The organism is Streptomyces sp. HM190 (assembly GCF_009857135.1).
Classification (GTDB): Bacteria; Actinomycetota; Actinomycetes; order Streptomycetales; family Streptomycetaceae; genus Streptomyces; species Streptomyces heilongjiangensis.
Genome location: NZ_CP047318.1, coordinates 3,545,399 through 3,569,557, shown reverse-complemented (window position 1 = coordinate 3,569,557; position 24,159 = coordinate 3,545,399). Strand labels below are relative to the sequence as shown.

The following is a 24,159-nucleotide window of genomic DNA, read 5'->3' as shown; positions in this document are numbered from 1 at the left end:
GTCGGGATCAGGGGCTCTTAGGTTGCCCCCATGCAGACTTCGCCCCCCGAACGACTGGACCGCAAGCTCCTCGTCCTCGCGGGCACCCTCCTCATCGGTGCCATCGCGTCCCTCCTGGACTCGACCATCGTCAGTGTCGCCCTGAACGACATCGGTGAGGAACTGGACGCCTCCGAGACCGCGCTGTCCTGGGTCAACACCTCCTACCTGCTGACCCTGGCCCTGGTCACCCCGCTCGTCGGCTGGGCCGTGGACCGCTTCGGCGACAAGCGGATGTGGATGTTCGCCCTGGTGGTGTTCCTGGCCGGCTCGGTGCTGTGCGGACTCGCCTGGTCCGTGGAGAGCCTGATCGCCTTCCGGGTGGTCAAGGGCATCGGCGGCGGCATGGTGCTGCCGATGGTGCAGGCGATCCTCGCGGAGGCGGCCGGACCGAAGCGCTTCGGCCGGGTGATGAGCCTGGTCGGCATCCCCGGCCAACTCGCCCCCATCATGGGCCCGGTGGCCGGCGGCCTGATCATCGACGCGGCGGGCTGGCGGTGGATCTTCTTCGTCAACGTGCCCGTCATCCTGATCGCCCTCGCCCTCGCCTGGAAGGTGCTGCCCCCCTCGGGCGAGCGGCGCGCCACCCGCGTCGACCGCGTCGGCATGCTGCTCCTGCCGCCCGGCATGGTCGCCCTCGTCTACGGCTTCTCCCGGGTCCGCGACGTGTCCCAGCTGACCGACCCGCTCACCCTCGGGGTGCTGCTGGCCGGCCTCGCCCTGGTCGCCGGGTTCTGTGTGCACTCCGCGCGCTCCACGGACCCGCTGCTGGACGTACGGCTGTTCCGCTCCCGGGTGTTCTCCACCTCCTCGGCGCTGATCCTGCTGCACGGCGTGGCCATCTACGGCACCCTCTTCGTGCTGCCGCTGTACTACACGCGGGTGCTCGGCCACGACAGCTCCACCACGGGCTGGCTGCTCGCCCCGCAGGGCCTCGGCATGCTGATCGGCATCTCGCTGGCCGGCGCGCTCACCGACCGGTACGACCCGCGCACCCTCATCCTCGGCAGCACCGTGGTCGCCGTCCTCGGCACCGTCGCCTTCACCCAGCTCGCCGAGCGGCCCGGCGACCTGCTGCTCGGCCTGTCCCTGTGCGTGCGGGGCCTCGGCCTCGGCGTCATCGGCGTCGCGGTCATCACCACGGCCTACCGCGACGTGCCCGCCGACCGCATCGCGCGGGGCACCGTGCTCATCGCGGTCGGACAGCGGGTCGGCGCGTCCTTCGGCACGGCCGTCGTCGCCCTGCTGCTGTCCGTCGGCCTCACCGCCGCGCCCGGCGGGGCGGGCGCGGGGGACGCGGCGGCGTACGGCGACACGTTCTGGTGGGTGCTCGGTCTGGTCGCGCTGATGCTGCTGCCGGCGCTTCTCATGCCGCGCAAGCCGCGCGAACCGGAGCCGGACGCGCCGCGGGAGGAGGGGCAGCCCGCGGAGTCCGGACACCACTGACCCGCCGGCGGCGACAAGGGACCGCCCGGCCGTCCCCGCGGACGACCGGGCGGTCCCTTCGGTCGCGCTCCCGTCGCGCACCGGTCACGCCACCCGCCGGATGCCCCGCGGCTTTGCCGTGCCGTCGGCCCGCGCGGCGCGGGCGGCCTCGGCGACCCCCATCACGTACTCCCCGTACCCGGAGCTGCCCAGCTCCTCGCCCAGCCGGTGGCACTGGTCGGCGTCGATGAACCCCATCCGCAGCGCCACCTCCTCCACGCACGCGATCCTGAGACCCTGGCGCCGCTCCAGCGTCTGCACGTACAGGGAGGCGTCGAGCAGCGAGTCGTGCGTGCCGGTGTCCAGCCACGCGAAGCCGCGCCCCAGGTCCACCAGCCGCGCCCGGCCGCGGGCCAGGTACTCCTTGTTGACGTCCGTGATCTCCAGCTCGCCGCGCGCCGACGGCTTCAGGTTCCGGGCGATGCGGACCACGTCGTTGTCGTAGAAGTACAGCCCTGTGATGGCCCGGTTGGACCGCGGCCGCTTCGGCTTCTCCTCCACCGACAGCAGACGGCCCTCCGCGTCGGCCTCGCCCACGCCGTACCGCTCCGGGTCGCGCACCGGGTAGCCGAACAGCAACGCGCCCTCCCGGTGCGGGAGATGGCTGCGCAGCACCTGGGAGAAGCCGGGGCCGTGGAACACGTTGTCGCCGAGGACCAGCGCGACCGGACCCTCGCCGATGTGGTCCGCCCCGATCACGAACGCCTCGGCCAGGCCCCGCGGTTCGGGCTGCTCGGCGTACGACAGGCGCAGCCCGAGCCGGCTGCCGTCGCCGAGGACCCGGCGGAACTGCGGCAGGTCCTTCGGGGAGGAGATGACGAGGATGTCCCGGATGCCGGCCAGCATCAGCACCGAGAGCGGGTAGTAGACCATGGGCTTGTCGTAGACCGGGAGCAGCTGCTTGGAGACCCCGAGGGTGATGGGGTGGAGCCGGGTGCCGTTCCCGCCGGCCAGGATGATTCCCTTCATGTCTAGCTCACCTCTGTAGTCGGCTTGTCGTCGTCGGCTCGTGCCGTCGTCGGGACGAGCGTGCGCCCACCCGTTCGAAGCCCCGGTCGTGGGCACCTCGAAGCCGTGAGGGGGCGGGCCCCTGCCGGGCCCGCCCCCTCACCGGACCGGCGTGCGGTGCGCGACCGGTCGCCCGCCGCGCGCTCAGTCGACGGTCAGCACGACCTTGCCCCGGCCGTGCCCGCTCTCCACGTCCCGGTGCGCGTCGGCGGCGCGGGCCAGCGGATGGGTGGCGCGCAGATGGATCGTCACCTTGCCCGCGATGTACAGGTCCACCAGCTCCGCGAGCCGCTCGGCCGACCGGGCACCGGCCACGTCCCGCAGCCCGAGGCGCTCGGCCTCCTCCGTGGCGATCATCGTGACCACCCGGTCGCGGTTCTTCGCGACCGCCACCGACGCCCGCAGCGCCTCGGGACCGGCCGCGTCGACGGCCGCGTCCACGCCGTCCGGCGCGATGGCCCGCACCCGTTCCTCCAGCCCCTCGCCGTAGGTGACCGGCACGGCGCCCAGGGCCCGCAGATGGTCGTGGTTGCGTTCGCTGGCCGTGCCGATGACCGTGCCCGCGCCCCAGGCCAGGGCGAGCTGCACGGCGAACGTGCCGAAGCCGCCGGCGGCCGCGTTGATGAGGACGGTGTCACCCGGCTCCACCCCGACGGTCGACAGCGCCATGTGCGCGCCCTGCCCGTTGCCCGGGAAACCGGCGGCGATCTCCCACGGCATGTCCGCCGGCTTGCGGACGATCTGGTCGGCGGGCACGGTCAGGTACTCCGCGTAGGCGCCGAGCACGCTGTAGCCGAGGACCTCGTCGCCGGGCGCGAACGCCGTCACGCCCTCACCCGCCTGGTCGACGACCCCGGCGAACTCGTTGCCGAGCACCATCGGGAACTCGCGCTTGATGAACGGCGGGGTCCACCCGCCACGCACCCGCACGTCGAACGGCAGCACCCCGGCCGCCCTCACCCGCAGCCGGACCTCGCCCGGCCCGGCCTGCGGTTCCTTCAGCGTCGTCTCTTCCAGCACCTCGGGGGGCCCGAACGAGGACAACGTCGCCGCTCGCATCATGCGTCCTTTCCACTGCGCTCGCCTTGATCGTGCTGCCGTTTGTACTCGACGCGCTCCTTCACGGCGTCCAGAATCAGCCGCACCTTGGAACTCAGCTCGGCCCGCACGAACGTACGCGCCGCCTCCAGCCCGGTGCCCTCCCCGAGGACGGCCGCGATGCCGGACTCCCTGATCACCACGGTCTGCCGCGACGTCACCGTCGTCGAACCGTGCGGACCGGCCCCGATCCGCCAGCGCACGTGGTGCGAACTGCCCAGCGGCGGCAGCAGCAGCTGCTTGTACGCGATCGCGTGGTGCGGCAGGCCCACCCGCGCGGTGCGCGTGGTGAACCGGCCGCCGCGCCGCTCCAGCGTCTCCATCTCCAGGACGTGCGCCCCGGGACCGCTCTCGCGCACATCGGCCCGGACCACGTGCGCCATCACCGAGGGCCACCCGCCCGCGTCGAAGAGCAGGTCGTAGACCTCCTCGGGCGACCCGTCGATCTCCACCGCGTCCTCGACCGTCATCAGCAGCTCGGGGAAGCGGCAGGCGATCTCGGCGGCCGTCTGCACCGCGGCCAGCTCGCTGTGGGCGATCTCCTCGGTGGTGCGCCGCACCGCCTGAGCGGCCCGCGGGTCGTCGTCCGTCAGCCGGTACCCGTGCTCCAGCCGCACCACGCAGCGGTCGTCGCCGGCCGCCTCCACGGACCAGGTGCGGCACAGCGACTCCAGCGGCGGCTCGACGCGCTCCGGCCGGAACTCGACGCGCAGCGCGTCCTCGTCGGTACGGCGCAGCGCCACCCAGTGCTCGATCCGGCCCCCGGCCGGCTCACCCGCCCCGGACAGCGCCCACATGCCGACCCGCTCGTAGCCGTCCGCCGCACCGAGCCGCTCCAGGTGCACGAAGGGCGGGAAGATCCGCGGCCAGGCGTCGAGATCCGCCAGCAGCCGGTAGACGTCGCCGGCCGCCGCCTTCACCGTGACCTCGTGCCGTTCGCTCACCGCTTGAGGCGATGCCATGTGCTCCTCCTCGCGTCGGGGGCCGCTCAGCCGCTCCAGCGGGCCGCGCGGACCACGCCCTGATCGGTGGTCAGATAGCCGACGGTGACGCCCTCGTTGTTCAGCAGGTACGCCTCGCTCGGTCCCGCCACGGCCGCGCCGATGTCGGTGACCTGGCCGCCGGGCGACCATCGCACGGCGTGGAACACCCCGCCCGGCGTGTATGAGAACCCGACCGCGACACCGGCGTCGTTGATGCCGTACACCGCGGAGCCCGTGTCACCGGGCAGCGGGCTCAGCGGGACCGCCGTGCCCGAGCGCGACCACTTGACCGCGTGGAAGGGGCCGTCGTACCCCTTGCCCGCCCGGTAGGAGTTGCCCACCATGACGCCGCGGTTGTTGATCCAGCTGGCCTGGCTGGAGTCGTCACCGGGCAGGACGCCGCCGAGGGACACCGGGGTGCCGTCGGCGTTCCAGCGCACCGCGTGCTGCTTGCCGTCCGAGGTGCCGGAGAAGCCGACGGCCGCCCCGCTGTCGTTGATCTTCGCGGCGGCGCTGGACACGTCGCCCGGCAGCGGCGGCAGATGCGTGGCCTTGCCGTCCACGTCCCAGCGCTGCGCCTTGTACACCAGCTCCGGCGTGGCCGAGAAGCCCACGGCGATCCCGCGCGCGTTCACGCCGTAGGCCCTGCTGCGGGTCGAGCCGGGGAGTCCCGCCAGCTGGGCCGTGCGTCCGTCGGGGGTCCAGCGGACCGCGTGTTCGGCCTTGTCGGCGCCGACCGAGCGTCCCACGACCACACCCGCGCGGTTGATGTTGTACGCCGTGCCGGACACGTCGCCCGGCAGCGTCCCCAGGTCGGATATCAGCCCGTCGGCGCTCCAGCGGACCGGTCGGCTGACGCCGTCGGCGTTCGTCGCGGAGCCGACGACGGTGCCCGCGTCGTTCACGGCGTACGCCAGGCTGGTCGTGCCGCCGGGCAGCGTGCCCAGGTCGGTGACGGCCGTCCTCGCTCCCGCCGGGAACGCGGTCGCGGCCGTCAGGGCGACGGTGCCCAGGGCGACACCGAGGCCGCGCGCGGCCGTGGGCGACAGTTGGGTTCTCACGGTTGTGCCTGCCTTTCCTGTTCAGATGCGGCCGATGCTCTCGGCGCCCCCTCCACCGCCGGTCGAGTGCCGGTCGCGTGCAGGTCGAGTGCCGGTCGTGGGGCGCCGGGGATCCGCGGCCGGACGTACGGGGGTTCAGAGCCGGCCGGCGGCCAGTTCGACGAGGCGCTCCACCATCCGGTCCGGGCCGGGCTCCAGGGCCAGTTCCTCGGCCAGCGCGGCGGCGTTCTTGCGGACCGGTCCGTCCTCGACCAGGGCGCGCAGCACGGCCCCGTCGACCTGTTCCGGCTGCCGGTCGAAGCCGATGCCCTCGCTCTCGATGATCGAGGCGTTGATCCAGTTGTCGGCCCCGTACGGCATGGCCAGCTGCGGCACGCCGGCCTGCGCGGCGGCGAGCATGGTGCCGCACCCGCCGTGGTGGACGACGCCGTCGAGGGTCGGCATCAGCGAGCTGAGCGGGGTCCAGCCGACCGGCCGGACGTTCTCCGGGAGGGTGCCGAGCGGCGCCAGGTCGACGTGGTCGCCGAGCGCGAGGACCAGCTCGGCGTCCAGGCCCGCGGAGGCGTCCAGCACACTGCGCAGGCTGCCCGAACCGGCCACACCCGGCACGATGGTGCCGAGGGTCACCACGATCCGCGCCCGCTCCTTCGGCGCCGCCAGCCAGTCCGGCAGCACACCGCCGCCCTGGAACGGCATCGACCGCATCGACCAGCCCTCGCCCTCGCCGCGCATCAGCTTCTGCGGCGCGAAGTACACGGGCTGCACGAACGGCAGCTCCACCGGCACCCCGAGCCGCTCGAACGTCGGAGCGAGGTGCGGGAGCATCCGGGACGGCAGGTCGCCCTCGCGCAGGAAGCTGAAGCCGTTCTCCACCGCCGGGACGCCGAGGTCGCGGGCGGCGAGCAGCGCGGTGCCCTGCAGCCGGGAGTACACGACCAGGTCGGGGCGCCAGCTACGGGCGAACTCCAGCGTCCCGTCGGCCATCATGTCGTTGATCAGGCCGAACTTCTCCAGGATGATCTCGGGCGTCCGCTGCGACCTGGTGATCTCGGCGCCGCGTTCCCGCATCGTCCGGACCCGCTCCTCGGGCGTGCCCTTCTTCGGGAACACCGAGCTGAAGTCGGCGTCCGGGGCGACGTCCCGCACGGTCAGGCCCGCCCGGGCCGCGGCGTCGACGGAGACGCCCGCGGTCGCCACGGCCACGTCGTGGCCGGCCGTACGGAACGCCCAGGCCAGGCCCAGGGCCGGGTACAGGTGGTCGAGGCCGGGTGAGACGTTGAACAGCACGCGCATGGCGGTTACCTCGTTTCCGTGGACATCGGGTCTTCGGTGGACTCCGCTGCCGTGACGGTGCCGGGGGCGGCTCAACCCGTGCTCGAGAGCCGGCTCCGACACTCGCCGCCCAGGCCACCGCCCGAGGAAAGGCACTCACCGATGTCCACGGACCAGCTCCCGACACCTGCCGGCGGTTGCGCGCCGGCCTCGCTCCACGCCGAGATCCAGCAGTTCTACGCCCGGCAGATGCACCTCATCGAGGGCGCGGGCGCCGACCCGGAGGCCTGGGCGGAGACGTTCACCGAGGACGCGGTCATCGAGCTGGCCGGGGACACCCCCGACGTCGGCCGTGAGGCCATCCGCGCCTCGGTGGCCGCCGGGGTCGCCCACATCGCCGCCCAGGGCTGGGACTTCCGCCACTGGTTCGGCATGCTCGACGTCCGGCCGCGGCGGGACGGCTCCGTGCGCACCCGGTACTACGCCCTGGCCATGGCCACGCCCCGCGGCGGCGCCCTCGACATCCGCGGCTCCCTGGTGTGCCACGACGAGCTGGTCCGCGACGGCTCCGGCTGGCTGGTCCGCCACCGCCGCCTCGTCCCCGACGGCCGGCCCGGGAGCTGAGCCCCCGGACGGCGCCCCAGGCCCGCCGAGCCCCGCCGGGCTTCGCCGGCCCCCGGCCCGGCGAGCCCCGCCGCCCTCGCCGAGCCCCTTCGGCCCCTGGCCTGTGGGTCCGTCGGCCCTTGGCCCTTGGCCCTTGGCCCTCGGCCTGTGGGTCCGTCGGCCCTTCGGCCCTCGGCCCTCGGCCCTCGGCCTGTGGGTCCGTCGGCCCTTCGGCCCTTGGCCCCTGGCCCCCGGCCTGTGGGTCCGTCGGCCCCCCGGCCCCCGTTCGAGCGCGCCTCAAGACGTCCTGGACCGGCCCCCGATCCCCGGCGGCCACCGTGGGCCGTCCAGCCGCGCCAGGGGCGGCCGACCGCGCCACGGGCGGCCGACCGCGCCACGGGCCGGCCGCCCCGTCGAGCACGGTTCGAGACCGGTTCCAGCGAGCCCGCGCACGGTGGGCGGCGTGCGGCGGTGCCGGACGTGTTCCAGCAGATCACCGGGTGAGGAAGTGGGTTCTATGCCGAGCCAGTCGACAACCAGCCGAACCGGTCTGCCGGAGCGGGCCGGTGACCTCGCCGCGACCGCGGCGCGGTACGCCGCCGACGCGGACACCGACCGGGAACTGGCACCGGCGGTCACGGACGGCATCGTCCGCGCCGGCTTCGCCCGGCACTTCGTGCCCGCGCGGTTCGGCGGCGCCGAGGGCGGCGCCCGGGAACTGCTGGACGCGGTCGCCGCGCTGGCGGAGGGCTGCACCTCGGCCGCCTGGTGCGCGTCGGTCACCGCGGGCGCCGCCCGCATGGGCGCCTACCTGCCCGAGCGGGGCCAGCGGGACCTGTGGGAGCACGGACCCGACACCGTGGTCGTCGGCGCGCTCATGCCGAGGGGCGCGGTCACGGAGGTCGCGGACGGCTGGCGGGTCACCGGCGAGTGGGAGTTCACCAGCGCGGTCGGCTTCTCCGACTGGGCGCTGGTGTGCGCGCTGGTGCCGCAGGACGACCGGCACGTGCCCTGGTTCTTCGCGCTGCCCCGCGCCGACTACCAGGTCAGCGACACCTGGTCGGCGATCGGTATGCGCGGCACCGGCAGCCACACCCTCGCCGCCGACAACGTCTTCGTCCCCCGGCACCGCGGTTTCCCCCGGGACACCATGCTCGCCGGGCGGGCCGTCGCCTCCACCGCCCGCTGCCACACCGTCCCGCTGCGGCTGGTCAGCGGCCTGCTGTTCGCCGCCCCGGCGCTCGGCGCGGCCCGCGCCGCGCTGCGGGTGTGGTCCGAGCACACGGCGATGGACACCGACGACCACAACACCGGCCCCCGGACCGCCCTCGCCCGCGCCGCCGTCACCGTCGACGCGGCCCAGCTGCTGCTGGAACGCGCGGCCCGCGTCGCCGACGCCCCCGCGGCGACCCCCCTGGAGCAGGTGCGCAACCCCGCCGACTGCGCCCACGCCGTGGACCAGCTCGTCGACGTCGTCGGCCGGCTGTTCCGCACCGTCGGCAGCACCGGCCAGCTCGCCGCCCACCCCCTCCAGCGGATCTGGCGCGACGTGCACTGCCTGGCCAGCCATGTCGCCCTGCGCTTCGACACCGCGGGCGCGGCCTACGGCGCCCGGCTGCTGGAGCCGGCGGCCGGCTGACGCCCGACGCCGCCCCGTCCTCGTACCGACCTGTCACACGACCTACGGAAGGCAGTTGGCATGAGCCACCCCACCACCCAGGACCGGGCGACAGAGCCGTTCGCCCCGGCCGACCTGTACGCGGAGATCCAGCAGTTCTACGCCCGCCAGATGGGCCTGCTCGACGACGGCAGGCCCGACGACTGGGCCGACACCTTCACCACCGACGCGGTCTTCGCCGAGGCCAGCCGGCTGGCCGAGCCGCTGCGCGGCCGCGAGACGATCCGCGCCTCGTCCCGGGCACGGCAGGAGCGGCTCGACGCCGACAAGATCGACTTCCGGCACTGGCTGGGCATGCTCGACGTCCGCCCCCAGGAGGACGGCTCGGTGCGCACCCGCGCGTACGCCCTCGCCATGCGCACCCCGCGCGGCGGGCAGCTGGAGATCTTCGCCAGCGTCGTCTGCCACGACCACCTCGTCCGGGTGAACGGCGCCTGGCAGGTGCGGCAGCGCGACCTGACCCACGACGGCTCGGCCCGGGACTGAGGAGCACACGATGAAGTTCGGCATCGTCTTCTTCCCCACCGTCGGCCCGGCCGACAAACCGGCCCCGCAGTACTTCGACGAGGCGCTGCGCCTGGTCGACCTCGCCGAGGAACTGGGCTTCGACCACGTGAAGATGGTCGAGCACTACTTCTTCGCCTACGGCGGCTACAGCCCCGACCCGGTGACGTTCCTGGCGGCCGCCGCGGGACGCACCCGCCGGGTACGGCTGGGCACCAGCGCCACCATCCCCGCCTTCCAGCACCCGGTGAAGCTCGCCGGCAAGCTGGCCATGCTCGACGCCCTGTCGGGCGGCCGGGTCGACGCCGCGTTCGGCCGGGCCTTCCTGCCCGACGAGTTCAAGGCGTTCGGCATCCCCATCGACGAGTCCAAGGACCGCTTCACCGAGGGAGTCGAGGCCGTCAAACGGCTGTGGGCCGAGGAGGACGTGGTCGTCGAGGGCCGCTTCCACCGCTTCGGCCCGGTCACCCTGCTGCCCCGGCCGGTGCAGGACCCGCACCCGCCGGTGTTCGTCACCACCGCCCGCAGCGCCGAGTCGTGCGCCGAGGCGGGCCGCGCCGGGCACCACCTGCAGACGGTGCCCAACGTGATGTCCACCGAGGAGCTCCAGAGCCGGCTCGCCGTCTACCGCGCCGAGTGGGCCGCCTCCGGCCGCACCCCCGGCACCGAGCAGATCCACTTCAGCTACCCGTGCGTGGTGTCCGAGGACGGCGACTCCGCCCGGACGAAGGGCCGCCTCGACGACGACCGCAACACCGCGGCGATCCGCGCCGCCGTCGCCTCCTGGGAGACCACGCGCAGCTCCGCCTACCCCGGCTACGAGAAGCTCGTCGAGGCCACGAGGACCTCGCACTTCGAGGGGAAGCTCGCGCAGAACAAGCTCCTCATCGGCGCCCCGGACCAGGTTCGCGCCCAACTGGAGCAGATCGCCGAGTGGTTCGGCGACGACATCACCATCAGCCTCGGCGTCCACTCCGGCCACCTGTCCTTCGAGGACGCCGCCACCACCATGCGGTTGATGGCCGAGCAGGTCATCCCGAAGCTGTCCGCCGCCCGATGACCGCGGGCCCGTCGACACCGAAGCGAGGCACCCACCCATGACGCCCCCAGCACAGCCGCGGACGGTCACCGTCGTCGGCGCCGGCACCATCGGCCTCGGCTGGATCGCGCTGTTCCTCGGCCACGGACTGCGCGTCCGCGTCAACAGCCGCAGGCCCGAGGCGCCGCGCATCGTCCAGGACGCCCTCGACCTGTTCGCCCCGTTCCTCCCCGAGGGGACCGAGGACCCGGCCTCCTTCGCGGAGCGCCTGGAGTTCGAGCCCGACGTGGAGCGTGCCGTCGCGGACGCCGACGTCGTCGTGGAGAACGCGCCGGAGAACCTGGAACTCAAGCAGGAACTCTTCGCCCGCATCGGCAAGGCTGCCCGGCCCGACGCGCTGCTCCTGTCGTCCACCTCCACCCTGAACCCGGACGACATGGGTGCCCTGATGGCCGACTCCGCCCGTCTGGTCGTCGGGCACCCGTTCAACCCGCCGCACGTCGTGCCCCTCGTGGAGGTCGTCGCCGGTGAGCGCACCTCCCCCGAGGCCGTGCGCGAGGCGGTCGCGTTCTTCGAGTCGGTGAGCCGGGTCCCGGTGGTGCTGCGCAAGCCGGTCCTGGCGTTCGCGGCGAACCGGCTGCAGTCCGCGCTGCTGCGCGAGTCGATCCACCTGGTGAAGGAGGGCGTGGTCTCCCTGGAGGAGCTGGACCGCGTCGTCACGCACTCCATCGGGCTGCGCTGGGCCACCGTCGGCCCCTTCCTCGCCTTCCACCTGGGCGGCGGCACCGGCGGTCTGCGCAAGTGGCTCGGCACGCTCGGCTCCGGCCTGGAGAAGGGCTGGGAGCTGCTCGGCCGCCCCACCCTGGACGAGGCGACGATCCAGTCCCTCATCGAGCAGGCCGAGCAGGTGTACGGCGGCTCGTCCTACGAGGACCTGGTGCGCGAGCGCGACACCCGGCAGACCGCCGTCCTCAGGGCGCTGGCGGAGGTCGGCGACCGCCAGTCCTGAACGACGGCCGCGCGGGCCGCACCGGCCCGCGCCCCCCACCGGCGGGTGCCACCACGGCACCCGCCGGTCCTGTTTCTCCCTGAGAACCCCAGGTCGTTCGCCGCGCCCCGACCTCGAGCCCCCTTCTACCGCCGTGCCGAATGCTGGCGGCACAGCAGCCGACCGGGAGGGCCCCACCGTGTTCCCCACTGTGTTCCGCTTCCGACAGACGTCGGAGTTCCTCGACTGGTTCGCCGAACGGAACCGCACCCACCGGCACCGCGTGACGCCCGTGCCGCTCGACGCCCTGGACGGCTGGGCGGCCGACCCCGAGACCGGCAACCTGCGGCACCGCACGGGGAGGTTCTTCACCGTCGAGGGCGTCGAGATCACCACCGGCCGCCGCGAGACCCGCTCCTGGACCCAGCCGATCATCGTGCAGCCCGAGGTCGGCGTCCTCGGCGTCCTCGTCAAGGACTTCGACGGCGTACGGCACTTCCTGCTCCAGGCCAAGATGGAGCCGGGCAACATCAACGTCCTGCAGATGTCCCCGACCGTGCAGGCCACCCGGTCCAACTTCACCCGCGTCCACCAGGGCGGCGCCGTCCCGTACCTGGAGTACTTCCTGGCGCCGCCCCGGCGGCGGGTCCTGTTCGACGCGCTCCAGTCCGAGCAGGGCTCCTGGTTCCACAGCAAGCGCAACCGCAACATGATCGTGGAGCTGCCCCCCGACGAGGACGTGCCGCCGCGTGACGGCTTCTGCTGGCTGACCCTGGAGCAGATCGGGGACCTGCTCGCCCTCGACAACATCGTCAACATGGACACCCGCACCGTCCTGTCGGGCCTGCCGCAGCCCTGGCCCGACGACTTCGGCGGGCCCGGCGCCGAGGACCGGGGCCGGCACTCGATGACCGAACTGCTCAGCTGGTTCACCGACGTCAAGGCTCCGCAGGACCTGCACCGGCGGCGCGTTCCGCTCGCCGAGGTGAAGGGCTGGACCCACACCGGGGACCGTATCGTCCACGAGGAGGGCCGCTACTTCTCGGTGATCGGCGTGGACGTCGAGGCGGACGGCCGCGAGGTGGCCCGCTGGTCGCAGCCGATGCTGGCCCCCGCAGGGCGCGGTGTGATCGCCTTCCTCACCCGGCGGATCGACGGCCGCCGCCATGTGCTGGTGAACGCCCGCACGGAGGCCGGCTCCCGCGACGTCGCCGAGATGGCGCCCACCGTGCAGTGCAACCCGGCCAACCACGACGGCCGCCCCGAGGAGGAGCGGCCCCGCTTCCTCGACACGGTCCTGACGGCGGACCCGTCGCGGATCCTGTTCGACGTGGTGCACTCGGAGGAGGGCGGCCGCTTCCACCACGCCGAGAACCGCTACCTGGCCGTCGAGGCCGACGACACCGTGCCGCTCGACGCGGGCGAGGACCACGTCTGGATGACGCCCGGACAGCTCGGCAGCCTCCTCAGGTACTCCAACCACGTCAACGTCGAGGCCCGCAACCTGCTGACCTGCCTGCGCTTCCTGCGGCAGCGGGACCGATGACCGGGCGCACCGTACGGCTCGGCCTGCTGGGCGCCGCCGACATCGCCGTCCGCCGGATCCTGCCCGCCGTGTCCCGCGCGCCCGGCATCACCCTGACCGCCGTGGCGAGCCGCGACCCCGACCGGGCGAGGACCCTGGCCGCCGCGTACGGCGCCGACGCGCTGCCCGACTACCGGGCGGTCCTCGCCGACCCCGGCGTGGACGCGGTGTACGTGCCCGTGCCGGCGGCGCTGCACGCCGACTGGGTGCGCGCCGCCCTGGAGGCCGGCAAGCACGTCCTCGCCGAGAAGCCGCTGACCACCGATCCCCGCACGACCGCCGAACTGGTCGCCCTGGCACGGCGGTCGGGTCTGGTGCTGCGGGAGAACTACCTGTTCGTCCACCACCCGCAGCACACGGCCGTCCTCGACCTGATCGCGCGGGGCGCCGTCGGCGAGGTCCGCGCGGTCTCGGCCGCCTTCACCATCCCCCCGCGGCCCCCGGCCGACATCCGCTACCGCGCCGACCTCGGCGGCGGCGCCCTCCTCGACGTCGGCGTCTACCCGCTGCGCGCCGCGCAGTTGCTGCTCGGTCCACGGCTGCGGGTCGCGGGCGCGGTGCTGCGCACCGATCCCGGGCGGGGCGTGGACGTGGCGGGCGCCGCCCTGCTGTGCCGGGACACGGACGGCGCCACCGCCCAGCTCACCTTCGGGATGGACCACCGGTACACGTCCCGCTACGAGGTGCTGGGCAGCACCGGCAGGCTCCGCCTCGACCACGCCTTCACCCCACCCCCCGACCACCGCCCCGTCCTGCTGCTGGAGGGCCCGGACGGCGTCCGGCGGCACGAGTTGGAGCCGTACGACCAGTGCCTCGGCGGGGTCGAGGCGTTCGCCCGCGCGGTCGGCGGCGCGAACGGCGAACCGACCGGCGTCCCGACCGGCGACGGCGCCGGGACCGGTACGTCCGGCGCGACCAGTACCCGACAGGCGGAGCTCACCGCCGACATCCAACGACAGGCCCAGTACGCCGTGGGAGGCGATGCACGATGACCGAGACCCTGGTGACCGGTTCCCCCGAGGCCAAGCGGGAACGGGCGACGGCCAAGGCCCGCATCCTGGAACAGGTCCGGGACTACCACGCCCACGGCGACCAGCACGGCGGCGGGGGAGGCGCGTTCGTGCCCGGCGAGACCGAGGTGTGGCCCTCCGGCGCCGTCTTCGACGCCGAGGACCGGGCGGCGCTCGTCGAGGCCGCGCTGGAGATGCGGATCGCGTCGGGGGTCAGCTCCCGCCGCTTCGAGCGGGAGTTCGCCCGCTACTTCAAGCTGCGCAAGGCGCACCTCGCCAACTCCGGTTCCTCCGCGAACCTGCTGGCGCTGTCCGCGTTCACCTCGCACCTGCTGGAGGACCGCCGGCTGCGGCCCGGCGACGAGGTGATCACCGTCGCGGCCGGCTTCCCGACCACCGTGAACCCGATCATCCAGAACGGCCTGGTGCCCGTCTTCGTCGACGTCGACATCCCGACGTACAACACCACACCGGAGCGGGTGGCCGCGGCCATCGGCCCGCGCACCCGGGCCATCATGATCGCCCACGCCCTGGGCAACCCGTTCGCCGTCGAGGAGATCGCCGCGCTCGCCGAGGAACACGACCTGTTCCTGGTCGAGGACAACTGCGACGCCGTCGGCTCGACCTACCGCGGCAAACTCACCGGCACCTTCGGCGACATCGCCACGACCAGTTTCTACCCGGCGCACCACATCGCGATGGGGGAGGGCGGCTGCGTCCTCACCAGCAACCTGTCGCTGGCCCGGATCGTGGAGTCACTGCGCGACTGGGGCCGGGACTGCTGGTGCGAACCGGGCGAGAACAACCGCTGCTTCAAGCGGTTCGACTACCAGATGGGCACCCTGCCGCACGGCTACGACCACAAGTACATCTTCTCCCACGTCGGTTACAACCTGAAGGCCACCGACCTGCAGGCCGCCCTCGGTCTGAGCCAGCTCCGCCGGCTGGACGCCTTCGGCGACGCCCGCCGCGCCAACTGGCGCCGCCTCAGGGAGGGACTGGACGGCGTGCCCGGCCTGATCCTGCCCGAGGCGACCCCCGACAGCGACCCCAGCTGGTTCGGCTTCGCCCTCACGGTGCGCCCCGAGGCCCGCTTCACCCGCAAGGACCTGGTGGACTTCCTGGAGGCCCGCAGGATCGGCACCCGCCGCTTCTTCGCCGGGAACCTCACCCGGCACCCCGCCTACCAGGACCGCCCCCACCGCGTGGTGGGCTCCCTGGAGAACAGCGACCTCGTCGCCGAGCACACCTTCTGGGTGGGCGTCTACCCGGGTCTGGACGAGCAGCGCGTCGACTGGATCGCCGAGAGTGTCCGCGACTTCGCGGCGAAGAGGTCCTGAGCCGCACGACTCCCCCCGACAGACGTCCGCCCCCGCCGGCCCAGGGCCGGCGGGGGCGGACGCGTTAAGGCGCTCAGGTGAAGACGGGCAGCCGCGCGGGACCCTGCGCGGTGTTCCCGGAACCGGAGTGCGGGGTCCCCCGCGTCCCGCCGTCCGATCGGGAACCGAGCAGTTCCAGCTGCAGCCGCTGGAGGTCCGCGGAGGGCTCCAGGCCCAGCTCGTCCGCGAGGATGCGCCGCAGGTTCTGGTACGCCTGCAGGGCCTCCGCGCGCCGCCCCGAGGAGCCCAGCGCCATGATGAGCCGGCTGTGGAACCACTCGTTGAGCGGGTAGTCGTTGACGAGCTTGCGCAGCTGCGGAATGGACTCGCGGTGCCGGTTCAGCCCGCCCTCCGCCTCGATCCGGATCTCCAGCGCCCGGATGCGCAGTTCCTCCAGGTGCACGATGTGGCCGGTGAGCAGGTCACCGGCGGGGATGTTGGACAGGGCGGGCCCCCGCCACAGCTCCAGGGCCGCGTCGATCCTGCGGACGGCCGACTCGTACCGGTGCGCGCCGAGGTCGCTGTGCGCCTCGGCGACCAGCCGCTCGAAGATCCGTATGTCCACCTCGTCGTCCTCGACCTGGACGGCGTAGCCGGGGGCACGGGTGACCAGCAGGGGCCGCTCGGCGGGGACGAGGTGCTCGGCCACGAACATCCGCCGGGCGTGGTAGACGTACGTCTGCAGGGTCGTGACGGCGCTGCGGGGCGGGCTCTCGCCCCACAGCTCGTGGATGAGGGAGTCGGACGTGACGATCTCGTTCGCCCGGGTCAGCAGCAACGCCAGTGTCTGGCACACCTTCGGCGTGCTCGGCAGATACGATCTGCCGTCCTGCGCGACGATCTCGAACGGGCCTATGAGGTTGAACCGCACCACGCTAGCTCCTCTTCAGGTGGGGGCGAAGAATGCCGGTTGCCGCGTTCTGTGAGGTGATGACCAGAACGGTAGGCGTGGTACGAGGTGCCCCCCTACGCCGACAGGGCGAGAGTGTCACTCTCGCCCTGTTCACCTTGCGCCGAGCATGTCTGACGACGCGTCAGGCGGCCGGGCGCCAGCCCGGCAGGGAGCGCGCGGTCCAGGCGGGCGCCGGGCGGCGCCCGGGGCAGCCGTCCCAGGACGCGCCGCGCCGCGGCGCCGCGGCGCCCTCGCCGCCCTGGGCGGCCCGAAGCCGGGCGGTCAGGACGACGGCCAGCGCGGCCAGTTCCTCCGGCGTGGGATCGCCGCGGGTGATCCGCCAGGACGCGCCGCCGAGAACGGCCCGTGTCCCCGCCTCCGGCCCGGTGGGCGTGCCGTCGGCGCTCACTGGGGCTGGTTCCCGTGCTTGCGGCTGGGCAGGGCGGCGTGCTTGGAGCGCAGCACCGCCAAGGTGCGGATGAGGACGGACCGGGTGTCGGCCGGGTCGATGACGTCGTCGACCAGCCCCCGCTCCGCCGCGTAGTACGGGTGCATCAGCTCCTCCTTGTACTCCTTGACCAGGCGGGCACGCATCGCCTCGGGGTCGTCGGCCTGCGCGATCCGCTTGCGGAAGACGACGCCCGCGGCGCCCTCCGCGCCCATCACGGCGATCTCGTTGATCGGCCACGCCAGCGACACGTCCGTGCCGATGGACCGCGAGTCCATGACGATGTAGGCGCCGCCGTAGGCCTTGCGCAGGATCAGCTGGACCCGGGGCACGGTGGCGTTGCAGTAGGCGTACAGCAGCTTGGCGCCGTGCCGGATGACGCCGCCGTGCTCCTGGTCCACGCCCGGCAGGAACCCCGGTACGTCCACCAGGGTCACCAGCGGAATGTTGAAGGCGTCGCACATCTGCACGAAGCGGGCGGCCTTCTCGCTGGCCTCGATGTCCAGCACCCCGGCCATCCGCTGCGGCTGGTTCGCGACCACGCCCACCACCTCGCCGCCCATCCGGATCAGCGCGCAGATCACGTTCGGCGCCCACCGCTCGTGGACCTCGAAGACCTCCCCGTGGTCCGCGATCTCCTCGATCACCTTCGCCATGTCGTAGGCCTGGTTCGGGTCGGCCGGCACCAGGTCCACCAGCGCCTCCACACGCCGGTCCGACGGGTCGCAGGTGGGCGCGCCGGGCGGCATCTCCCGGTTGTTCGAGGGCAGGAACGACAGCAGGTGCCGCACGTCCTTCAGACAGCACTCCTCGTTGTCGTACACGAACCCCGCGACCCCGGACCGCTCGGCGTGCACGTCGGCGCCGCCCAGCTCGTCGTGGGTGATCTGCTCGCCGGTGACCGCCTGCACCACGTCGGGACCCGTGATGAACATCTGTGACGTGCCGCGCACCATGAAGACGAAGTCCGTCAGCGCGGGGGAGTAGGCGGCACCGCCCGCGCAGGGCCCCATGATCACGCTGATCTGCGGGATCACCCCGGAGTTGCGCACGTTGCGGCGGAAGATGCCGCCGTACCCGGCGAGCGCCGTCACCCCCTCCTGGATGCGGGCGCCCGCGCCGTCGCACAGCCCCACGACGGGCGCGCCCGCGGACTCCGCCAGGTCCATCAGCTTGTGGATCTTCTGTGCGTGGGCCTCGCCGAGCGCGCCGCCGAAGATCCGGAAGTCATGGGCGTAGGCGAAGACCGGACGGCCGTCGACCGTGCCCCAGCCGGTGACCACGCCGTCCGTGTGCGGGCGGCGGTCCTCCAGCCCGAAACCCGTGGCGCGGTGCCGGCGCAGCCCCTCGATCTCGACGAACGAGCCCTCGTCGAACAGGATGTCCAGCCGCTCCCGTACGGTCAGCTTCCCCTTCGCCCTCTGCGCCAGGGTGGCCTTCTCGCCCGGCCCCGCGACCACCGCCGCACGCAGCGCGGCCAGCTCCTCCACCCGTGCCCGGGTGGTGCCGGCGGTGGCCGGCGCTTCCTCGGTCTCCTGGATGACACTCACTTCTGCCCCTTTCGGTCTCTCACGCGTGGCATTCGGGGAGCCGGCCGTGGAACTCGACCATTTCCGAGAACAGCAGTCCGATGTCGAGCGGGTGGCCGGGCGGCGCTCCGGCGGCCTCCGCGAACGCCCGGTGCAGGTTCGGCACCAGCCGTTCGCTGTCGAGGAGTTCCGCGTACGGGCCGAGGTCGGCCTCGCGCGCCGTCTCCAGGGGGGTCAGGCCCGCCGCGCGGCCCCGCCCCGCCAAGTCCTGCACCCAGCGCAGGTACTGCTCGGCGGTGTCCAGCAACTCCGGCCCGCCGACCGGTCCGTGACCGGGCACGACGACCCGCGGGCCGAGCGCCCGCAGCTTGCCGACGACGTCGATCGTGCCCGCGACCGACCCGGTCAGACAGAACGGCGTGGCCCCGTTCATCACCAGGTCGCCCGCGAACAGCACCCCCTGCTCGGGCAGCCACACCACGGTGTCGTTGGTGGTGTGCGCCACGCCCGGATGCGTCAACTCGGCCCGGACGTCGCCCAGATGCAGCGTCACCGGCTCACGGAACGTCAGGGTCGGCAGCTCCACGGCCAGATCACCCCAGCACACCTCGGGCCACAGCCCGGTCAGATGCAGCTGGGCCAGGTCCATCTCGGCACGGGTCGCCTCGTGGGCGATCACCACCGCCTCGTCGGCGAAGAACCGGTTGCCGAAGGTGTGGTCCCCGTGCGGATGGGTGTTGACCACATAGCGGGCGGGACCCGGTGCGACGGCCGCGACGGCCTCCCTCAGGGCCAGCGCCCGCGCCTCGGTCGCCGCCGTGTCGATCAGCGCGGGCCGGCCGCCGGCGGTGATCAGCCCCGAGTTGTTCAGGCACCAGCCGCCGTCGGGCTGGACGTACGCGTACACCCCGTCGCCGATCTCGACCATGCGGGCGTCCGCGGGGGAGTGCCCGTTCACGCGGGCCTCCCCGCGGTGCCGTCGCCGTCCCGGTCGGCGCCGGTGGTGGCCAGGGCGTCCTTGCGGGAGCAGGTCACCACCGCCCGCATCAGGCCGTCGTCCACCATCCCGGACGCGTCCACCGGTCCGGCGGCGGCCCGGGGCGCCGGCCCCACGGCCGCGCTGAGCGTGCACCGGTCGTCGACGGTGTGGGTCTCGAAGTGCCAGCCGCCGTCGTCGGCGGGCAGCCCGTCCGTGCCCAGCAGCCGCGGCGCGGCCGTCCCGGTCGACGGGGTGGTGAACCCGAACGAACGGAACGACAGGCGCGTCCCGAGGCCCAGCGCCTTCGTGTAGGCCTCCTTGAGCGTCCACATCCGGATCACCGCGGCGTTGCGGTCCTCCTCCGGCAGCCAGCCCAGGGCCGCCCGCTCGTGCGCCGTGCACACGTCCTCCTCCAGGCCCGTGCCGTACGCCGTCCGGCCCTGCGTTTCGACGTCCACGCCGACCGGGCCCAGCCGGCTCAGCCCCACCGCGACGACGTCGCCCGTGTGGCTGAGGCTCACGTCCAGCCGCCCGCACCCCCGCAGGTACGGGCGGCCGTTCGGGCGGCGGGCCAGCTCCAGGTCGGCCGGGTCCGCGCCGAGCACCGCGGCCGCCGCGTGCTTCAGCAGCAGGCGCGACACGGCGAACCGGGTGCGGGCCTCCTCGCCGTTCAGCGCCAGGTAGCGGCCGTGCTCGTGACCGAGGAGCGCGCGCAGCGCGGGACCGCGCGCCGCGGGCGCCCAATCGCCCGCCAGGCCGTACGCCAGCCCGTACCCGCCGTCGCGGACGGCGCCGCGCAGCGCCTCCCACGGACCGTCGGGGGAGGCGACGCGCAGCGGGGGCGGCCCTGCCAGACCACGGCGTACGGACATGCTCATCCCTTCTCGCGGTGCCGGGCCGGTGTGCCCAGCGCGGTGTCGTACAGATCGAGGCTGTGACCCTCGCGGCAGCGCCGTACGGCCTCGGCGAGCATCACGTCCTCGTGGTCGGACGCGGCGGCCGGCACCGGCAGCCCGAGCCGCACCGAGATCCGCCCCAGCGCGGTGAGCAGCCAGGCCTGCTCGGCGAGGAACCCGCCGGTGCCCGCGCGGCGGGCCGCACGCCACACCCCGAGGCAGGCGGCGGCCGCGGCGAGCAGCGCGTAGCGCTCGCCCAGGGCGAAGCCGCGCGGGTTGGCGAGCACGGCGGGGTCCAGCTCGGGCAGCCGCCGGCACCTCTCGCGCAGGGCGGCCAGTTCGTCGGAGAGCGCGACCGGCCAGTCCGCCATCCCCTCGTCGGCCAGCCCGTCCCGGGCCTGTGCGAGCAGCACCGTCAGGCCGTCGTCGGCCGCCGCCAGTTTCAGCCGCGCGCCCGCCAGGGGCGGCACCGGCCCGTCCGGCCGGAACAGCGCCTCCGGCGCCGGCCGCCCCCGCGCCGTCCAGGAGCGTCGCGCCAGGGTCGGCAGCTGCGGCAGCAGCGTGGCGAGGGCGGCGGCCGATCCGGCGGGGCCGGGCGGCATCCCCGCGAGATCGCGGACCTGCTTGTGGAAGGTGCCGAGCCCGTCCCCGTCCCGCAGCGAGTCGGTCCCCAGCACCGTCATCAGGTCGCCCACGCCCTCCTGGAGCAGCCGCAGCACCAGGTACCCGGCGGCGGCCGACCAGATGCTCGACCGTTCCGGCATCAGGTGCAGCGAGCGCAGCGTCACCAGCGACAGGCAGTCCGCGGCCAGCAGGTCCGCGAACGCGCTCACCACGGTGCGGCGCGTGACCCGGGAGCGCATGCGGCGCACCCCGCCCCGCTCCGTCAGCACCGCCGTCAGCACGGTGCGCAGGGCGGTGTCGGCGCAGCCGACCGCCATCGACGGCAGCAGCGGCAGACGGGCCTGCGCCACCCGGCGGGTGACCCACTGGCCGTCGCCCGCCTCGCCGATCACCGCCCCGGCCGGCACCGCCCAGTCCGCCAGCACCAGTTCACCGGCCGGGATGCGCGGGGGAACCGTGACGTCGTACGGCGACAGCTGCCCCACCGCGCCCGGCGGGAGGTCGCCGCGGCGCAGGAACAGCACCGACTCGCCGTCCGGGCCCGCGCCCGCGTGCCGGGGCACCACGACGAGTCCGGCGGCGCGGGGGGCGTTCACCAGCGCCGCCGTACGGCCGGTCAGCCGCAGCGGCGCCCGGTCGGCGGCGGTCGCGGTCAGGCCCTCCTCGACGGCCGCGCCGCCCGCGATCCGCTCGCCGGCCAGCAGCAGACGGGCCGCGGCGGCGCGCTGCCCGGCGGTGCCGAAGCACCACGCGTACAGCGCGGCGCCCAGGGACGCGGAGCCGTAGCCGCGGCCGAGCGCGGCGTCCCGCCGGAACACCGCCCGCAGCAGGGCGGCGGCCTCGTCCAGGCCCGCGAGGCGCCCGCCGTGCCCCTCGGGCACGAAGTCCTCGTGCAGCCCGAACGACGCGAGCGACGGCTCGCCGCCGAGCGGCAGGTCGCCGCGGCGCTCCGCCGCGAGCACCCCGGCGTCGCCGAGCGGGTTCGCCGCGTCGCCCGGGTCGCCGAGCACCGCCTCCAGGGCGGCCCGCCGGGCCGCCGGGGCGCGCGGAGGCGGGGCCTGCCGCGGGAGTCCCGCCTGCCGTACGGCGTCCGCCGGCACTCCCGCGACAGGCCCTGCCTCCGTCATCGTCGTCTCCTCGCCTCCGGTGCGTACGCAACCGTCGCGGAGGGGGCTGGAGGTCGGCTCGGGCTGGGCTCGAACACGCGGGGACCGGCCGGGGACAGGCGGGCGCCGGGTGCGTGTAGGGGCTGCGGGCGGGTGCCGGGGCGGGTCGAGGAGCGGCTCGGGGCGGGGGTGTGCCGGGGGGAACGGGGGGCGGTCGCGGTGGTGTGGGGGCAACGGGTCTGGGCCGGGCCGGGCCGGGCAACGGGTTTGCTTCGCGGCGGTGTCGGCGTGCCGGACGGATGCCGGGGTCGGGCGGAGGAACGGCTCGGGGGCGGGGCGTGCCGGGGCGACGGCCCGGCTTCGCGGCGGGGTCGGCGTGCCCCGCGAGGGCCGGGACGCTCGGCAGGCCCGGCCGGGGAACGGGCCGGTGCCGGACCGGGGCGCGGACCGGCGCACGGGTGCCGGGCGGACGCCGTGCGGCCCGGTGCCCCACTCCTCGGACGCCGGCCGACGGGCGGGACTATGCCGCGCGCACCCCGTGCCCGGCCCGGCGGTCGCTGAGCACCGCCGCCGCGTGCGCCGCCGACGCGAGGGTCATGTGCCGGTGCCAGCCCTGGAAGGAGCGCCCCACGAAGTCCCGTATCCCCGTCTGCTCGGACACCCGGCGGAAGGCCAGCTCCACGGTGTCGGCCAGCGCGGTGAGCGCGAGCGGGGCCTCGTCGGAACGGCGCGGCGCACCGGCGCTGGGCGCGCCCGGACCGGCGGCCGTGCCGACGCCCCAGGACGTGCCCGGACCGGACGCGGTGCCGAGGCCCGACGGCGTGCCGAGGTCCGGCGCGGTGGCCAGCCAGTAGCGGTCGGGGCCGCGGGTTCCGGCCGTCCAGCGGGCGAGGAGCAGCAGCGGCTGCCGTGGCGCGGCGGGCAGCACGACCGGGAGGGCGGCCCGCACCCCGCGGCCCTCGGCCGGCCGCCACAGCCACCGGCACCCGGCGACGAGCTGATCGGCCGTGGCCGGACGTTCGCTGTAGCTGTGCAGGACCGCGGGGTCGACCCGCAGCGGCGTCGACGCGGGCACCCGGACGACGGCGGGCACCCCGGCCGGCACGAGTACCCGCAGCATCCGCACGGGATCGAGGCCCTCCGCGTCGACCACGACGGGCCGCCGCGACGGCAGGCCGCGGGCCGCGTCGAGGGCGAGCCGGCCCGCGACCTCCTCGGGCCCGGAAGGCAGCGCGCCGGCCGGGATCTGCGCGCGGCGGCGCCGGTCGGGGTCGTCGAGCCAGGCGCGGGTCAGCAGCAGGGACCAGTCGCAGGGGACGGCCGTCTGCTCGGACGCGAGCCAGGCGCCGTACGCCTGCTGCCCGTGGACGGTCATGCCCAGGTGCGGCACGAACTGCTGGTCGACGCCCACGGAGTGCGGCCCCGCCTTGGGGATGACCAGGGGCCGCACCACCCACGCGCGGGGCGCGACGGCGTCCTCGACGTACCCGGCGAGCGCGTGCCGCACCCGTGTCCAGTCCCACGAGGAGTTGCTGATGAAGTGGTGGACGCTCTGCTTGGCGGGCTCCCGGTCGGCGGGCTCGCCCTCCATCCAGTCGGCGATGTTCCGCAGTGTCTTGCGTCCGGGCACCGACAGCAGGGCCCGGACGTACTGTTCCGCCTTGAGCCGCTGGCCGCGCCGCGGCATCGAGGCGAACAGTCTGGAGCAGAGATCTGCGACGTGGTCGCGATGGTCGTACATCGGCCTTCCCCCTCCGGACGGCGGCCGGAGCGGCTACTCCCGGCCAAAAAGCACACTGACCGTCGGCGGTACCGAGCCTTTCCCGACACGATTCCGCATCGGTCCCGCATGGCGGGAAGTCGCCGCTGTCACGGGCCAAGGGGGGCAGAACGGGCGGTCGGGAACGAGGGGTGGAAAATGGCCACCGGTTGACCCGGTGGACCGTCACGGGA

General features: G+C 74.2%; 21 protein-coding genes. 9 read left to right on the top strand and 12 right to left on the bottom strand.

What is annotated here, in order from left to right; all coding sequences use genetic code 11:
• Positions 1–30: 30 nt before the first annotated feature.
• On the top strand, positions 31–1,485 hold the full coding sequence (locus GSY65_RS14985) for an MDR family MFS transporter (RefSeq protein ID WP_159768407.1): 1,455 nt from the start codon (positions 31–33) through the stop codon (positions 1,483–1,485).
• Between the two features lie 84 nt (positions 1,486–1,569).
• Here GSY65_RS14985 and rfbA read toward each other — a convergent pair whose 3' ends face one another.
• The 5 genes from rfbA to GSY65_RS14960 all read right to left on the bottom strand — a co-directional run bounded on the left by rfbA (position 1,570) and on the right by GSY65_RS14960 (position 6,967).
• Positions 1,570–2,493, bottom strand: coding sequence for a glucose-1-phosphate thymidylyltransferase RfbA (gene rfbA, locus GSY65_RS14980; protein WP_159768404.1), 924 nt, complete (start codon positions 2,491–2,493; stop codon positions 1,570–1,572).
• Between the two features lie 183 nt (positions 2,494–2,676).
• Entirely contained in the window at positions 2,677–3,594 is a 918-nt protein-coding gene (locus tag GSY65_RS14975; protein ID WP_201452546.1) for an NADP-dependent oxidoreductase, read from the bottom strand.
• Positions 3,591–4,592 carry an aromatase/cyclase gene (locus GSY65_RS14970; RefSeq protein ID WP_159768401.1) on the bottom strand — a complete coding sequence of 334 codons (1,002 nt, stop codon included), beginning with the start codon at positions 4,590–4,592 and terminating at the stop codon, positions 3,591–3,593. The genes GSY65_RS14975 and GSY65_RS14970 overlap by 4 nt, the downstream gene beginning before the upstream one ends.
• A 26-nt stretch (positions 4,593–4,618) precedes the next feature.
• Positions 4,619–5,674 carry a hypothetical protein gene (locus GSY65_RS14965; protein WP_159768398.1) on the bottom strand — a complete coding sequence of 352 codons (1,056 nt, stop codon included), beginning with the start codon at positions 5,672–5,674 and terminating at the stop codon, positions 4,619–4,621.
• Between the two features lie 135 nt (positions 5,675–5,809).
• A complete protein-coding gene (locus GSY65_RS14960) occupies positions 5,810–6,967 on the bottom strand; it encodes a nucleotide disphospho-sugar-binding domain-containing protein (protein ID WP_159768395.1) in 1,158 nt (385 codons plus the stop codon).
• Between the two features lie 141 nt (positions 6,968–7,108).
• On the opposite strand from GSY65_RS14960, the gene GSY65_RS14955 reads away from it, so the two are divergent.
• The 8 genes from GSY65_RS14955 to rfbH all read left to right on the top strand — a co-directional run bounded on the left by GSY65_RS14955 (position 7,109) and on the right by rfbH (position 15,693).
• Entirely contained in the window at positions 7,109–7,570 is a 462-nt protein-coding gene (locus GSY65_RS14955) for a nuclear transport factor 2 family protein (RefSeq protein ID WP_159768392.1), read from the top strand.
• A gap of 496 nt (positions 7,571–8,066) precedes the next feature.
• Complete coding sequence (locus tag GSY65_RS14950; RefSeq protein WP_159768389.1) at positions 8,067–9,188, top strand: acyl-CoA dehydrogenase family protein; 1,122 nt, start codon at positions 8,067–8,069, stop codon at positions 9,186–9,188.
• 60 nt (positions 9,189–9,248) lie between these two features.
• Complete coding sequence (locus tag GSY65_RS14945; protein WP_159768386.1) at positions 9,249–9,713, top strand: nuclear transport factor 2 family protein; 465 nt, start codon at positions 9,249–9,251, stop codon at positions 9,711–9,713.
• 10 nt (positions 9,714–9,723) lie between these two features.
• On the top strand, positions 9,724–10,791 hold the full coding sequence (locus tag GSY65_RS14940) for an LLM class flavin-dependent oxidoreductase (RefSeq protein WP_159768383.1): 1,068 nt from the start codon (positions 9,724–9,726) through the stop codon (positions 10,789–10,791).
• Between the two features lie 37 nt (positions 10,792–10,828).
• Positions 10,829–11,779 carry a 3-hydroxyacyl-CoA dehydrogenase NAD-binding domain-containing protein gene (locus GSY65_RS14935; protein WP_159768380.1) on the top strand — a complete coding sequence of 317 codons (951 nt, stop codon included), beginning with the start codon at positions 10,829–10,831 and terminating at the stop codon, positions 11,777–11,779.
• 178 nt (positions 11,780–11,957) lie between these two features.
• Positions 11,958–13,304: an NDP-hexose 2,3-dehydratase family protein gene (locus GSY65_RS14930; RefSeq protein ID WP_236579796.1), complete on the top strand. Its 1,347-nt coding sequence runs from the start codon at positions 11,958–11,960 to the stop codon at positions 13,302–13,304.
• Positions 13,301–14,335, top strand: coding sequence for a Gfo/Idh/MocA family protein (locus GSY65_RS14925; protein WP_159768377.1), 1,035 nt, complete (start codon positions 13,301–13,303; stop codon positions 14,333–14,335). The genes GSY65_RS14930 and GSY65_RS14925 overlap by 4 nt, the downstream gene beginning before the upstream one ends.
• Entirely contained in the window at positions 14,332–15,693 is a 1,362-nt protein-coding gene (gene rfbH, locus GSY65_RS14920) for a lipopolysaccharide biosynthesis protein RfbH (RefSeq protein ID WP_159768374.1), read from the top strand. The genes GSY65_RS14925 and rfbH overlap by 4 nt, the downstream gene beginning before the upstream one ends.
• 73 nt (positions 15,694–15,766) lie before the next feature.
• On the opposite strand, the gene GSY65_RS14915 is transcribed toward rfbH, so the two are convergent.
• The 7 genes from GSY65_RS14915 to GSY65_RS14885 form a co-directional block, all read right to left on the bottom strand.
• Complete coding sequence (locus tag GSY65_RS14915) at positions 15,767–16,606, bottom strand: AfsR/SARP family transcriptional regulator (RefSeq protein WP_236579795.1); 840 nt, start codon at positions 16,604–16,606, stop codon at positions 15,767–15,769.
• A gap of 160 nt (positions 16,607–16,766) precedes the next feature.
• Positions 16,767–17,033 carry an acyl-CoA carboxylase epsilon subunit gene (locus GSY65_RS14910; protein ID WP_159768371.1) on the bottom strand — a complete coding sequence of 89 codons (267 nt, stop codon included), beginning with the start codon at positions 17,031–17,033 and terminating at the stop codon, positions 16,767–16,769.
• Positions 17,030–18,622: an acyl-CoA carboxylase subunit beta gene (locus tag GSY65_RS14905; protein ID WP_159768368.1), complete on the bottom strand. Its 1,593-nt coding sequence runs from the start codon at positions 18,620–18,622 to the stop codon at positions 17,030–17,032. The genes GSY65_RS14910 and GSY65_RS14905 overlap by 4 nt, the downstream gene beginning before the upstream one ends.
• 19 nt (positions 18,623–18,641) lie before the next feature.
• Positions 18,642–19,559, bottom strand: coding sequence for an MBL fold metallo-hydrolase (locus tag GSY65_RS14900; RefSeq protein ID WP_328707494.1), 918 nt, complete (start codon positions 19,557–19,559; stop codon positions 18,642–18,644).
• Positions 19,556–20,452: a 4'-phosphopantetheinyl transferase family protein gene (locus GSY65_RS14895; protein ID WP_159768365.1), complete on the bottom strand. Its 897-nt coding sequence runs from the start codon at positions 20,450–20,452 to the stop codon at positions 19,556–19,558. The genes GSY65_RS14900 and GSY65_RS14895 overlap by 4 nt, the downstream gene beginning before the upstream one ends.
• A 2-nt stretch (positions 20,453–20,454) precedes the next feature.
• Complete coding sequence (locus GSY65_RS14890; RefSeq protein WP_159768362.1) at positions 20,455–22,227, bottom strand: acyl-CoA dehydrogenase family protein; 1,773 nt, start codon at positions 22,225–22,227, stop codon at positions 20,455–20,457.
• A gap of 499 nt (positions 22,228–22,726) precedes the next feature.
• Positions 22,727–23,947 carry an IS701 family transposase gene (locus GSY65_RS14885; RefSeq protein WP_159768359.1) on the bottom strand — a complete coding sequence of 407 codons (1,221 nt, stop codon included), beginning with the start codon at positions 23,945–23,947 and terminating at the stop codon, positions 22,727–22,729.
• Positions 23,948–24,159 lie beyond the last annotated feature (212 nt).

Bases quoted from the DNA above. Each gene is read 5' to 3' on its own strand.
- GSY65_RS14985 (WP_159768407.1), top strand. From the start codon at position 31: ATGCAGACTTCGCCCCCCGAACGACTGGACCGCAAGCTCCTCGTCCTC.
- rfbA (WP_159768404.1), bottom strand. From the start codon at position 2,493: ATGAAGGGAATCATCCTGGCCGGCGGGAACGGCACCCGGCTCCACCCC.
- GSY65_RS14975 (WP_201452546.1), bottom strand. From the start codon at position 3,594: ATGATGCGAGCGGCGACGTTGTCCTCGTTCGGGCCCCCCGAGGTGCTG.
- GSY65_RS14970 (WP_159768401.1), bottom strand. From the start codon at position 4,592: ATGGCATCGCCTCAAGCGGTGAGCGAACGGCACGAGGTCACGGTGAAG.
- GSY65_RS14960 (WP_159768395.1), bottom strand. From the start codon at position 6,967: ATGCGCGTGCTGTTCAACGTCTCACCCGGCCTCGACCACCTGTACCCG.
- GSY65_RS14955 (WP_159768392.1), top strand. From the start codon at position 7,109: ATGTCCACGGACCAGCTCCCGACACCTGCCGGCGGTTGCGCGCCGGCC.
- GSY65_RS14950 (WP_159768389.1), top strand. From the start codon at position 8,067: ATGCCGAGCCAGTCGACAACCAGCCGAACCGGTCTGCCGGAGCGGGCC.
- GSY65_RS14945 (WP_159768386.1), top strand. From the start codon at position 9,249: ATGAGCCACCCCACCACCCAGGACCGGGCGACAGAGCCGTTCGCCCCG.
- GSY65_RS14940 (WP_159768383.1), top strand. From the start codon at position 9,724: ATGAAGTTCGGCATCGTCTTCTTCCCCACCGTCGGCCCGGCCGACAAA.
- GSY65_RS14935 (WP_159768380.1), top strand. From the start codon at position 10,829: ATGACGCCCCCAGCACAGCCGCGGACGGTCACCGTCGTCGGCGCCGGC.
- GSY65_RS14925 (WP_159768377.1), top strand. From the start codon at position 13,301: ATGACCGGGCGCACCGTACGGCTCGGCCTGCTGGGCGCCGCCGACATC.
- rfbH (WP_159768374.1), top strand. From the start codon at position 14,332: ATGACCGAGACCCTGGTGACCGGTTCCCCCGAGGCCAAGCGGGAACGG.
- GSY65_RS14895 (WP_159768365.1), bottom strand. From the start codon at position 20,452: ATGTCCGTACGCCGTGGTCTGGCAGGGCCGCCCCCGCTGCGCGTCGCC.
- GSY65_RS14890 (WP_159768362.1), bottom strand. From the start codon at position 22,227: ATGACGGAGGCAGGGCCTGTCGCGGGAGTGCCGGCGGACGCCGTACGG.
- GSY65_RS14885 (WP_159768359.1), bottom strand. From the start codon at position 23,947: ATGTACGACCATCGCGACCACGTCGCAGATCTCTGCTCCAGACTGTTC.